This is a genomic window from Virgibacillus carmonensis (genome assembly GCF_057836705.1).
Genome location: NZ_JBYQFJ010000001.1, coordinates 243837 through 257290, shown reverse-complemented (window position 1 = coordinate 257290; position 13454 = coordinate 243837). Strand labels below are relative to the sequence as shown.

Below are 13454 nucleotides of genomic sequence, written 5' to 3'. Positions count from 1 at the left end.
GCTTTTTTCCTTATAAAAACAAAAGTTCTGAAAATATAAAAAACCAGCAGACTCTAGTCACGAGCGAATCTGCTAGCTTCCATAATAGATATCAACTATTCAGTCCTTTTTGACTGCTCCCCAACAAATTTCGTCAAGTTCAATCTCTTTTAATAATTGATTGGTTTTTGAAAAAGGCTTGCTACCAAAGAAGCCTCGATGAGCAGATAGAGGACTCGGGTGCGGGGCCTTAATCAAATAATGTTTATCCGTATCAATAAGTGCTTGTTTATTTTGTGCAGCACGCCCCCACAGAATGTAAATAACAGGCGTATCTTTTTCATTCAATAATGTAATTACCCGATCTGTGAAATTCTCCCATCCCATTCCTTGATGAGAGTGCGCTTGTCCTTTTCGGACGGTCAACACTGTATTTAGCAATAACACACCCTGTTTTGCCAAGCTAGCTAGGTATCCATCTTCAGGCATGGGACAACCAACATCATCTTTCATTTCTTTGAAAATGTTCTTTAGAGATGGTGGCACAGCTACACCCGGTTTCACAGAAAAACTCAACCCGTGCGCTTGATCTGGACCGTGATATGGATCTTGCCCAAGAATAACTACTTTCACGTGATGGAAAGGGGTAATATGAAGCGCATTGAAAATATCATCCATTTGCGGATACACAGTGTGTGCTGCATACTCCTCTTTTAAAAATGCACGCAATTTCAGATAGTAGGGCTTCTTAAATTCCTCACTCAACAACGGCTTCCAATCATTTTCCAAAACCCGTTTTGACATCTGCACACTTCCTTTCAAAAAGATTCAAGAACAGAGAAATCCTTAGATTTTTTTATTTATACCGATAAAGGCTTATATTTTTTTAGAGTACAAAAAGAGACGGCACAGTGACCAAACTGCAACGCCTTTTTAAACTAATCTATTCTACATTCTATTATAACAAGAAATAACCTATTTGCAATCTCATTTTTCTCCTGAGAACCATGGCCTCTTCCACTTTACAAGCCACTTCCCTCAACGGACGGGCATCCAAAAGCAACTATGTAAGTTACAACGGGTGGTACTTTCCAGTTACTGCATCAACTGTCAGCAAAAATTGATTAGACGAGTAAGCGCCACCTTCTGCAATCCAGTATGGTCGATAAAATACTTCCTGCTTTACTAGCTCTAACCTTGGCATAGAGAGAACTTTCATTTTATAGGAAATAGAGTTATACAGAAACTTTTCCGCAATTCCCTTAGCCTCCACTGTATCTAATTTTTTTTGAATGATTTTTTCAGTAGTTATTGCTTGTTCCTTAAAGTCAGGGGATGTATCAATTACAGCACCGACCCCATTTATCCCGTCAACGGTACAGCCTACCGCTCCACCAAGTGGATGAAAAAAGCTTTTTCTTTCAAGCTCATATTCAAAAAAGAAGTAAGGATAAAATACAAGTTGATCCACCTTAAAGGATCTATTCGTATCCATCCTTTCAAGGTAAATCTTTATTTCATGATTATTAAAACCTACCGCTTCTGCTTGGACTGTTTCATTCATTAACATCACCCTTTGACCGGAGCTTTCTGGCCTACAAAATCAGCAATAATTCTTGCCTCAGGCCCAATATCGCGTGCTATATTCTTTTCAATATTTTTAGGTAATTTCCGTGGACCTTTTGCATCATCAAATGCCTTCTGAATGGGTTCAGAGGGGGTAGATCCAAACCTGTTACCAATGATCATTCCTAAGATGGAAACCATTAATCCTCCTAGGAACGGATGGATTGCTGTAGCGCTTTGCCAATCAAAAGATGTCCAAAGAATATTGGTTAGTCCACCACCAATCATTGCGCACAATACCCCTATTTTATTGGCATTTTTCCAATAAACCGAACATACATAAGGGACTAGAAAGCTATTCCCCAGTGTGCCGAACGCAAAAATCACGAGAGCAAATACGGAAGGCGGCTGATTTATTGCGACAACGACTCCAATTACACCTGCAAGAAGAATACTAAGGCGTGAGACACGAATCATTTTGGATTGACTAGCTTTTTTATCAATAAATCGTTGATAAACGTCTCGTGATAAAATGGTTCCAGCTTGCATTAAAATAGAATCAGAAGTTGACATAATTGCCGCCATTATAGCTGAAAGTAGTATTGCCGCAAAAATCCCTGGAAAAAATTCATATGCTAGTGTCGGAATAACCATTTCCGGATCTGCCAGATTTGGTAGCATAATGATTCCAATAAACCCTAGTAAATATGGTGCGTATGCAAAAAGCTGATTGTATATCGCCGTCCAAAGTGTAGCCGTTTTCACTGTCTTCGTGCTTTTCATTGACATGTGTCTTACAACTACATGTGGAAGTCCCATATACCCAATAGAGTAAATTAAAACAGCTCCTAGAATAACGCCCCACTGTCCATAGAATTCAAGGTCTTTTCCCCATATGCTCAAGTAGGAAGAATCAATTTGACCAAGAGCCTGGTTTAAGCCAGAGAGTCCTCCAACATGGATAAGCCCCATAACCAAAATACCCAAAACCCCTAAAACCATGACAATTCCTTGGAAGAAGTCTGTCCAAACTACAGCTAAATATCCGCCGATCACCGTATAGGCTACGATTACACTAACCCCAATAATAAGTGCCCACTCATATGGCAACCCGGTTAGAGATTCCAGTGCCTTGCCAGACGCAATAAACTGCGCAAAAACATAAGCAAATAAAAAAATGATAGAAATAATGGATCCAACAATGCTTACAGCTGCGCTTTCAAAACGTTTTTCTAAATACTCAATAGGTGATAGTGCACCCAAAATCTCAGACATACGCCGCATTCTTTTTCCTAGAACAGATAGGTTAACAATGCCTCCGCCCGCATCACCGATTGCATACCATATTGCATACCAACCTTGTTGAAATGCTAGTGCTGGACCACCTAGAAACATGTATCCACTCATTGACGTGCTCTGCATGGCTCAACTCCTTATCATCTGATTTTGAATAAAATTCGTCTTCCAGTTCATCATCTCTTTTTTTGATGAAATACATAATAATACCTAACGTTAGCCAAATAAAAGGCCATGGAACAATTAACCAGAACGTTTCAGCAGGTAAATTGAACATATGTAACCCCTCCCTAACAAACTTTGAGTAAGTAAAGTGAATTACTGATCCCATGATTGGGCATCGTTAGTGCCCCAAAGACTAGATAGTGACGAAGAAAGCTTTCTTCGTCACTATCCCTTTTTAACTCATTTATAGATGTGCTACAATTACACCCAGCGAGTAGTAACTACTTTCTTTCGTGTATAGAACTCAACGCCATCTTTACCATTTGCATGTAAGTCACCATAAAAGGAATCTTTCCATCCAGAGAATGGGAAAAATGCCATTGGAGCTGGTACACCAATATTCACCCCGAGCATACCTGCGTCTATCGTCTCACGGAAAGTGCGTACACTACCGCCATCTTTTGTGAAAATACATGCACCATTTGCAAAACGGGATTTGTTCGTTAGCTCAACCGCTTCTTCTAAGTTTTTTACTCTGCTAACAGATAGAACAGGAGCAAAAATTTCATCTTCCCAAATTTTCATGTCACTTGTTACACAATCAAATATAGTTGGTCCGACAAAATAGCCTTCCCGGTGAGCACTTTCATCTTTACGACCATCCCGAATCAGTTTCGCTCCTTCTTTTTCACCATCTTCAATATATTGTAGTGTACGTTCTTTATGATTATCGCGAATAACTGGACCTAAGAATACGCCGTCATCCAATCCATTACCAATTTTTACTTCATTGGCTTTTTGAACAAGTTTTTCAATAAATTCATCAGCAATTGAATCTTCTACAGCTACAACAGAGCATGCCATGCAGCGCTCGCCTGCCGAACCAAAGGCAGCTCCTATTATTTGGTCAGCCGCATTTTCCAGGTTAGCATCGTTTAGTACGACAGAATGATTTTTTGCCCCTGCAAGCGCCTGGACACGTTTGAGGTTTTCGGTACCTTTTTTGTAAACATATTCGGCAACTGGTTGTGAACCTACAAATGAAATAGCAGCTATATCCTTGTGATCTAATAATCCATTTACAACATCATGTGCCCCGTGAACTATATTGAATACACCTTTAGGCAATCCTGCTTCTTCTAGTAATTCAGCTAAACGATTTGCAAGTAACGGTGTACGCTCAGATGGTTTTAATATGAACGTATTACCGGTAACAATCGCCATCGGGAACATCCAGCATGGAACCATCATTGGAAAATTGAATGGTGTAATTCCACCTATTACACCAATAGGGTAGCGGTAGACACCAGATTCAAGACCCGTTGCAATCGAAGGCAATTGGCTACCCATCATTAATGACGGTGCCCCTGATGCATACTCGACACATTCTATTCCACGCAATACTTCCCCTTGTGCTTCTTTTAGACTTTTACCGTTTTCGGTTGTCAGCAATTCTGCTAGTTCATCCCAGTGTTCAACTAGCAATTGTTGATATTTAAATAGAATACGAGCACGTTTTGGAACCGCAACTTCCTTCCAACTTTGAAAAGCATCATTAGCTACTTCTACTGCATGATCCAAGTCTTCTTTTGAGGAAATAGGTACATGTGCGATTACTTCTCCTGTGGCAGGATTATATACGCTTTCGGTTTTCTCTGATTTTGCCTCAATCCACTTTCCGCCAACATAGTTTTTAAGTGATTTTACAATAGTTTGAGTCATCATAATAACCTCCTAGATTTTTGGTATGTTTAAGCAGCTCTCACTTTAGTTTAAGGATTCATTTTCTTTAAAGACCTTTTTCAATACAGTAATAATGAAATCCAAATCTTCATCCGAACTGGAAAGCGGCGGGCAAATTGTCAAAACGTTATTATATCCCGCTACTGTATCTCCATTTTTTCCAATGATTAAACCATTGGCTTTACACTCCCCAATGATTTTGCCAACCCGCTGAGCATTTGCAGGCTCTTTTGTCACTTTATCTTCTACCAATTCGATTCCCATTAAAAATCCTAGACTACGAATATCTCCAATGTATGGATGATCTTTCAATTCTTCTAACTCTTTTTCGAGGCGATCCCCTAAGATTGCAGCTCTCGACACTAGATTTTCTTGCTCAATTATCTCGATATTTTTTAAAGCAACTGCACAGGCTGCCGGGTTCCCTCCAAATGTATTAACATGGCGAAAGTGGCTATTTTCTTCACTACTTTTAAACGTTTCATAAAGGTCTTTACGAACAGCAGTAATTGACAATGGCAGATAGGCACTTGTAAGTCCCTTAGCCATCGTAATAACATCCGGCTTACTATCATAATGCATATGACCGAACATCTTACCTGTTCTGCCAAACCCGCAAATAACCTCATCAATAATTAATAAAACACCATGTCGTTTGCAGATCTCTTGTACTTTTTTCACATATACCGGATGCGGAATTAACACACCTCCACCAGTAATTAGTGGTTCCATGATAATCCCTGCAATGGTCTCTTTCTGTTCCCATATAATTTTTTCTTCTATTTCCTCAGCTCGTAATAAATTATACTCTTCTACGGATTGCCCTAAAGGCCTTCGAAAATTATCTGGAGGTGCCACGTGCAGAAATCCAGATGAAAGTGGTTCGTATTTGTATTTTCGTAATGCTTGACCAGTTGCCGACAATGCCCCCATCGAACTACCATGGTATGCCCGGTAACGGGAAATAAACTTATATCTGGAAGATTCTCCATTTTGCTGATGGTATTGGCGAGCAATCTTAAATGCTACTTCATTAGCATCTGAACCACTGTTGGAATAGAAGATCATATAATCGTCATCCAATAAGTCGTTTATCTTTTCAGCAAGCTCTATTGCCGGGACATGACTTTGAATCATAGGGGCATAAGCCATCTGTTTCATTTGTTCATATGCCGCTAGCGCCAGCTCTTCTCTTCCATAACCAACGTTGACACACCAAAGCCCGGACATTCCATCAAGTAACCTATTTCCACTATGGTCAGTAATCCAAGATCCTTTTGCTTCCGTTACAACCATAGCAGGATTGTTTTTATTATACGGTGAAACATGATGCCATACATGTTGACGGTCCTTTTCAGTAAGTAACTTCTTGTTCTGTTCTTCTACAGTTTCCATGCTATCTTCTCCCTCCTCAGGACAACGTTTGACTTTACGCATTGTCCACTAACATTTTTTGTAAGCGTTTACTTTACAGGGCACATATGTCCAATTTCCCATCTAATTTTGTATTACTTGAAGTTGACACTGATTCAACTATACTTCATAATTTATTTTACAAATAATTCCCAACATTGTCACTTTACATAAGGTTAAATCATTTACAATTTGACTTAACGATTTGGAGGAATGTAACTTGATAAGTGGATTCCAATTAACCATTAAAAATGTACTAACTAGAGATACATTTCAACATGCTAAAGTTATAGCTGGAAGGAATGGATTGGAGAATCTGGTGAAATGGACGCATATATTGGAAACGAACAAATTCGAATCCTTAATAAATGGAGGCGAATTAATTCTAACAACCGGTGCTGGCCTGGAGCTTGATTCACAAACCAAATCTACCTATGTTAAAAAATTAATAGAGAGAAATGCTGTAGGTATTTGTATTGAAATTGGCACTCATGTCAATAAAATTTCATCCGAAGTAATACAACTAGCAGATGAACATGATTTCCCAATCATTATATTTGAAAAGGTTGTAAAATTTGTTGACATCACTCAAGACCTTCATTCATTAATTATTAACCAACATCATGTAGAACTGAATCGATTAAATTTACTTTCTAAAAGATTTAATGAGCTCTCTCTTTCACCAAACGGTATATTAAAAATTCTCCAGGAACTATACGCTAACTTTAAAAAAAGCACCTTATTTATTACAATGGATACTAAATCCTACTATTACCCTCCTGAAGTTAAGGACATGGACGAAGTAATACGTTCCTATTTTAAAGGGTTCAAGGAACAAAGTAGGCAACAACGTTTTTTTTCATTAAATGAAGAAAGCTTTGCATTGTTTCCGGTAAAGGGGCTAGGACAAGTTTGGGGATATTTATGCTTACAAGTAAAAGATAGCGTACTAGATGAGTTTTTCTTTACTGTAATGGATTGTGCTGCACTTGCCATCGCACAAATCATGTTGAGAAACAGAACGATTGAAGAAAGAAAACAAAACCAGGAAGATGAACTTGTTCGGAATTTATTACAAGGTAAGAAGTATGACCTTAACGAACTTCAAACAGTCATCCCATCCCTGACAATGAATTTGTACTATAGGGTTATTCTAATCAAAACAAATTACCCTGAATTAAATTTAGTTGAAAAAGACTGGGAAGAAATAAAATTACAACGATCTATGATGGTCAAGTCTCTTTTCAAGCAACATGGATTTTTTCCAGCTGTATCCATCGGGAAAAATGAATTTGCAATTATTTCTTCCTTTACTACGGAAGAGCATTTAATAAAAGACAATACAAAGCTTTTACAAATAATACAAACCATACTTGACATAAAAGAAACCAACATCTTGAATGGCAGTAAATGTATGTTTGGTGTAAGTAACGTCCACAAAGATAGTACGCTACTATCCAGAAGTTATGAAGAAGCTAGAGATGTTTTAATCTTACAAGAATCAAAAAAAGTGCAAACATTTTTTTACGACAATATTGGTGTATACCGACTTCTTCTCCTACTACAGGAAAGTGGGCACCTTGAATCTTATATTAACGACTATATAGGGACCTTATTAAAATACGACAAAGAAATGAAAAGTGAACTGTTTACAACACTAGAAATATATTTGGATTGTTGCGGTTCTAAAAAGGAAGCAGCCGAACGGTTGTTTATTGTTCGCCAGACACTCTATCACCGACTGGGAAAAATCGAACAATTAATCGGAGAAGGATTTATGGAGCCAATGAATCGTTTGGCACTTGAAACTGCTATTAAAGCTTATTATTTAGTTAAAAATATCCCTGTCAATAATCACTGAAATTAGCAAAAAATATACACTATGTAAAACAAGCCATCATCATATGTAACATTGTGTTTAGTGTTCTTAAAGGCACTTTACTTTATAGTTAAACTATATTCTGCTAATTCTAAAAAATCCAAATTCAAAAGGAATGGAGGACGTTTTGAAGTTACAATCATGTCTATCGGTAATTCGTATGCGAAAGAATCATGACCCCTGTTTTTTAGTTAATGCAACTGAGCTGTTACTTGAAGAACAATCTAGTGATAGGTATTTTTGCTGAATTTATTGTTAGCAGAATAAGATAGGTGAATTATCTTAACAGGAGGGTTTATTAATGAAACGGAATTCGGGGAATTACCTAAAGTCACCTGATTTACTTCCAATTTCCTATAAAGAAAAGTCCATTAGTACGACTGGTTTCTTCTTCATGTGGATTGGAATGAGCGTTCTGTTAGCAACATTCGCGATTGGTGCTGCAGGAATTCAGAGCATTCCTCTAGGTTGGGTCGTTACGGCAACCTTCATAGGATCGCTTGCTATTGGCATATTTATTACGTTAATCGGGGATATCGGAATTGAACACGGAATATCTTTCCCAGTCTACATGAGAGCACCATTTGGTATAGTCGGAACCCATTTCCCTTCCATTATCCGTGCTGTCTCAGCATCATTTTGGTTTGGTGTAAATACTTACTTTGGCGCAACTGCAATTAGTGTAATTTTAACTATTCTTTATGGTTACGATAATTGGTTCATTTGTTTTCTTTTGTTTGCCTTATTTCAATTAATAAACACTGCACTCGGGATAAAATGGGTTGAAAGGTTTGCGGAATTTTCGGTACCATTCATTATTATTGTTTCCATATGGATGTACACCACGTTATCAACTCAAGCACTAGAACAAGGAAAAAGTGTATGGACATGGGTTGAAAGTCCTGTTTCTGGAGTTGCAACAATAACAGCATTTATGGTTGTTGTTTTCGCTAATATGGGATTTTGGGCCACTTTAGGTGCTGACATTCCAACCATTTCAAGACACATTAAGGCACCAAAATTTGAGAGAAATTGGTTTAAGCGGAATAAAGGTATCCTAATTGGAAGTGTTATCGCACTCCCATTGACGGGATGTTTCATGATTATGATTGGAGCTGCATCATTTACAGCCGCTTCTACAAATAATCCCGTAATAGCCCTGCAGGATAGTACGACTGGATGGATGCTATGGGTGTTATTGATCATGGTTATTCTCACGCAGTGGTCTACCAATATTTCTGCCAACCTCGTTCCTGCTGCGGCTATTTATTCAAACGCAGGAGGACCTAAAGTTTCCTATGCTGTAGCTGTCTTTATAGCAGGAATCGTGGGGATCATCATTCAACCCTGGAATGTTATGGACGTAATATTAACCGCTTTATTAATCATCGGGGCAATTTTATCATCTATAACAGGGGTTTTGTTTGTAGACTATTATGTATTGCGCAAGCGAAGAGTGAATGTACCTGATTTATACAAAAACGATGGTCAATACTCTTATTGGAAAGGCATAAATATTGCTGGATTTTTATCCTGGATTATAGGTGGAGCAGTAGCGTGTCTATTTTTGGATTACTCCTTCATTATTGGGTTTATTGTGGGATCAGCAGCTTACTATGTTTTAGCTAAATATTGGTGGTTCAAGAAATATAATCAGAAGGAGATAGAAGATCCAGACGATGAAAAGTACTTAGGAATAACAGTTGGACGGGACTGGATAATAGATACCGATGTTGAAATAGAATCAAAAGATGATGTAGCGAACTTGTAGACACTGCAATGTATTTTCGTGTAGCCAGCTTACGCATAATTGTATGCGCTTTCACAAATGGGTCTATAGCTAATAAAAGGGATCAGTAAAAAGTACATGTTAAAAAGGCTACACGTAACTGTTCAATTACGTGTAGCCTTTTTATTCGTAGCAAAAATAGTCAACTTACTTATCTTATTGTGCTTTTTGCTGGGCCCGTATGAGAGTTGAGAAATAAATTCTGGTGTCTGGATTTAATAGTTGAAGTTCCTCTTTTTCCAGCCCCTTTTCCTCAGTGATCCGGGAAAACTCTACAAATGCACCACTTAGTGTTTCGTTAACCGCGGTAATTTGATATCCCTTACTATACAAATTGTCGATTTTTTCTTTTTCTCCCAGAAATTCTTTGTGGTGCGACTTTGGCCTTTCCACTTTTTATTTCCTCCTTTTTAACTCAAGGCTTTTTCTAAAAGATTGTTGTCTTTGCCACAAAATCTATAAACTGCGACGTAATTGCTGGTTGATTTCCGCTACGGACCGTTGCTTTCCGCGGGCACGGCTTCAGCCTCCTCGCGGAAGACCACCGCTGCGGGGTCTTCAGACTCGTGCTGTTCCCGCAGGAGTCAACGGTCCTCCGCTCCAATCAACTGCCATAATAGTGAAAGGAGCTATATAGTACTGCTTCCAGACACCATGTTAGCGGAGGAAATACACGAAGACTTCTGCGGAAACAGCGAAGACGATGAGACCCCGCAGTGAGCGGTTTTTGCTCGCGAGGAGGCTCAGCGCGAGCCCGCGGAAAGCGTAGTGTATTTCCGGAGCGGTATGTTACGTCGCAGTTTATATCAACTGCGTAGATTAAATAGCAATAATCCTTATGAAAAAGCAGAAGCCTTATTTAATAGAAACCATCTTTTAGAAAATAGCTTAACTCAAAGATTCTTCGGTTACTTTATTGTCGCTATTAAACCGTTTTCGTTTTAAATAGTTACCTTCTCCTGGACTTCCAACAAATTGTTTGTCGCGGATTACAAATTCTCCACGTGAGAGTACAGATATTGGTTCGCCGGTGACTTTCATTCCTTCAAATGGGTTATAATCAACGTTCATATGATGCGTATCAACAGATAATGTACGTTCCCGATCTGGGTCAAAAATTACGATATCAGCATCACTGCCGACTGCAATCGTCCCTTTTTGTGGAAACAATCCAAAAAGCTTCGCTGGCTGCGTCGAGACCATATCAACAAATTGATTGATCGAAATACGTCCTTTTTTAACTCCTTCAGAGAAAAAGAGACTAAAGCGATCTTCGATAATCGGACAACCGTTAGGGATTTTCGTGAAATCGCCTTTTCCTAAGTCTTTCTGGCCTTTAAAATTAAAGGAGCATTGGTCAGAACCTAACGTTTGCAGTTGACCGTTTTTTAATGCATTCCAGAGTACATCTTGATTCCATTTTTCACGTAATGGCGGTGAGCACACATACTTAGCTCCCTCAAAGTTAGGCTCTTCTAAATTTGATTGGTCTAATACTAAATACTGTGGGCAAGTCTCACCCCATACGTTGTAACCCTTTCGACGAGCTTCTGTTATTTTTTCAAGTGCAGCAGCAGAAGTCACATGCACAACGTACAGTTGGGAGTCTGCAAGGCCAGTTAGCTCGACAGCTCTTCCTGTTGCTTCCCCCTCTAATTCTGGTGGCCTCGTCAATGCATGATGGATTGGATCTGTGTTACCTTTGTCTAATGCTTCTGTTACGAGGTGATCAATGACATCACCATTTTCAGCATGCACCATGACTAGGGCACCATGTTCTTTTGCAGTTAAAAGTGTACGAAACAGTACGCTGTCATCCACTTGAAAGACATTTTTATAAGCCATAAATACTTTAAACGATGTAATACCTTCTTCTTCAATAATCGAAGGGAGTTCACGTAGTACAGCGTCATTTACTTCACCTATCATTAAATGGAAACTATAATCAATGACTGCCTTATCTTTTGATTTTTCATGCCAATGACTAACGGAATTTCTTAACGGCTCTCCCTTATTCGTTAAGCAAAAGTCGATAACCGTTGTCGTACCCCCATAAGCCGCAGCAATCGTTCCTGTTTCAAAGTCATCAGCAGTTACCGTTCCACCAAATGGCATATCCAAATGCGTGTGTGGGTCAACGCCCCCTGGAAAAAGGTATGCCCCTTTTGCATCAATCACTTCATCTGTATCTTCATTAAGATGGGTGCCAATCGCCGCCACCTTGCCATCCTCAATCAGCACATCAGCTTCGTATTTGTCAGCAGCCGTTACAATCGTTCCATTTTTTATCAATTTTTTCATCCTTGTCAACCCCTTTCAGTTACTTGACCAAACTAATTCCACATGATGGTTGCTTGATTGCAGCCTCACGCTCTTTCCATGTCATTGGCTGATCACTTGGAATCTCAATCATGTCAATCGCGCCGTCCACTGGACAAACGATCGAACATAAGTTACAACCTACACAGTCTTCTTCGTGAACCTTTAAGTACTTGGTGCCATCTTTAGCTTTTAGCATATCGATACATTGATGTGCCGTGTCTTCACAAGCAATATGGCATTTATTACAGTTAATACACGTGTCCGTATTAATACGGGCTACCGTTTTATAATTGAGATCAAGGTCACCCCAGTCAGAATACTTCGGAACCGACTTCCCAACAAGGTCCTCAACGGATGCTATGCCTTTGTCGTCGAGGTAATTGTTTAGGCCATCAACCATATCTTCTACTATGCTAAAGCCGTGGTGCATAGCTGCTGTACAAACTTGCACACCGCCTGCCCCCATTAACATGAATTCGACTGCATCTCTCCAGTCTGAAATCCCTCCAATTCCAGATATAGGAACATTGATCGTTGAGTTACGAGCACATTCAGCAACCATGTTAAGGGCGATTGGTTTTACAGCAGGACCGCAATACCCACCGTGTGCACCTTTTCCAGCTACATGTGGGATTGTGTTCCACGTATCAAGATCGACGCCTGCAAGACTATTGATTGTATTAATCATACTAATTGCGTCCGCTCCACCCTGAACTGCCGCATTTGCAGTTGCGGTAATGTCAGTAATGTTCGGTGTTAACTTCACAATGACAGGCGTTTCAGCTACTTCTTTCGCCCACATCGTCTGTTTCTCAACGAGCTCAGGTACTTGTCCTGAAGCTGCTCCCATGCCACGTTCCGCCATCCCGTGTGGGCATCCGAAGTTTAATTCAAATCCATCTACCCCCACCGCTTCTACCCTTTTTACAATCTCATGCCACTTTTCCTGTTGCGGTTCTACCATTAGTGAGGCAATGATGGTGTGATTAGGAAATCTTTTTTTCGTTTCGTAAATTTCTTCTAAGTTTACTTCTAGTGGACGATCAGTAATTAATTCGGTGTTATTGAAGCCTGCAACGCGCTGCCCATTGAAGTGCGTGCCCGCAAAACGGGAGGATATATTTAAAATCGGTTCTCCAAGCGTTTTCCAAACCGCTCCCCCCCATCCTGCTTCAAATGCTCTTTGCACCTGATACCCTGAATTTGTTGGCGGTGCAGAAGCCAACCAAAATGGATTTGGTGATTTTATCCCAGCAAAGTTAATACTTAAATCTGCCACAAAAATACCTCCCGTAACTTGTT

Annotated in this window: 10 protein-coding genes; 2 read left to right on the top strand and 8 right to left on the bottom strand. The window is 39.5% G+C overall.

Annotated elements, in window-relative coordinates; translation table 11 throughout:
* Positions 1-99 precede the first annotated feature (99 nt).
* The 5 genes from AC3G7N_RS01075 to AC3G7N_RS01055 all read right to left on the bottom strand — a co-directional run bounded on the left by AC3G7N_RS01075 (position 100) and on the right by AC3G7N_RS01055 (position 6144).
* Positions 100-783: a uracil-DNA glycosylase gene (locus tag AC3G7N_RS01075; RefSeq protein ID WP_489420280.1), complete on the bottom strand. Its 684-nt coding sequence runs from the start codon at positions 781-783 to the stop codon at positions 100-102.
* A gap of 268 nt (positions 784-1051) precedes the next feature.
* Positions 1052-1543 carry a hypothetical protein gene (locus tag AC3G7N_RS01070; protein WP_489420279.1) on the bottom strand — a complete coding sequence of 164 codons (492 nt, stop codon included), beginning with the start codon at positions 1541-1543 and terminating at the stop codon, positions 1052-1054.
* 5 nt (positions 1544-1548) lie between these two features.
* Entirely contained in the window at positions 1549-2967 is a 1419-nt protein-coding gene (locus AC3G7N_RS01065; protein WP_489420278.1) for a sodium/proline symporter, read from the bottom strand.
* Between the two features lie 300 nt (positions 2968-3267).
* Positions 3268-4728, bottom strand: a complete 1461-nt coding sequence (locus AC3G7N_RS01060; RefSeq protein WP_489420277.1) for a CoA-acylating methylmalonate-semialdehyde dehydrogenase — start codon at positions 4726-4728, stop codon at positions 3268-3270.
* A 45-nt stretch (positions 4729-4773) separates the two neighbouring features.
* On the bottom strand, positions 4774-6144 hold the full coding sequence (locus AC3G7N_RS01055; protein ID WP_489420276.1) for an aspartate aminotransferase family protein: 1371 nt from the start codon (positions 6142-6144) through the stop codon (positions 4774-4776).
* A gap of 238 nt (positions 6145-6382) precedes the next feature.
* On the opposite strand from AC3G7N_RS01055, the gene AC3G7N_RS01050 reads away from it, so the two are divergent.
* Positions 6383-8023, top strand: a complete 1641-nt coding sequence (locus tag AC3G7N_RS01050) for a PucR family transcriptional regulator (protein ID WP_489420275.1) — start codon at positions 6383-6385, stop codon at positions 8021-8023.
* 319 nt (positions 8024-8342) lie between these two features.
* Entirely contained in the window at positions 8343-9812 is a 1470-nt protein-coding gene (locus AC3G7N_RS01045; protein ID WP_489420274.1) for an NCS1 family transporter, read from the top strand.
* 174 nt (positions 9813-9986) lie between these two features.
* Here AC3G7N_RS01045 and AC3G7N_RS01040 read toward each other — a convergent pair whose 3' ends face one another.
* The 3 genes from AC3G7N_RS01040 to preA all read right to left on the bottom strand — a co-directional run bounded on the left by AC3G7N_RS01040 (position 9987) and on the right by preA (position 13431).
* Positions 9987-10223, bottom strand: a complete 237-nt coding sequence (locus AC3G7N_RS01040) for a hypothetical protein (protein ID WP_489420273.1) — start codon at positions 10221-10223, stop codon at positions 9987-9989.
* A 495-nt stretch (positions 10224-10718) separates the two neighbouring features.
* Entirely contained in the window at positions 10719-12131 is a 1413-nt protein-coding gene (gene hydA, locus AC3G7N_RS01035; protein WP_489420272.1) for a dihydropyrimidinase, read from the bottom strand.
* 19 nt (positions 12132-12150) lie between these two features.
* Positions 12151-13431 carry an NAD-dependent dihydropyrimidine dehydrogenase subunit PreA gene (gene preA, locus AC3G7N_RS01030; protein WP_489420271.1) on the bottom strand — a complete coding sequence of 427 codons (1281 nt, stop codon included), beginning with the start codon at positions 13429-13431 and terminating at the stop codon, positions 12151-12153.
* Between the last annotated feature and the right edge of the window lie 23 nt (positions 13432-13454).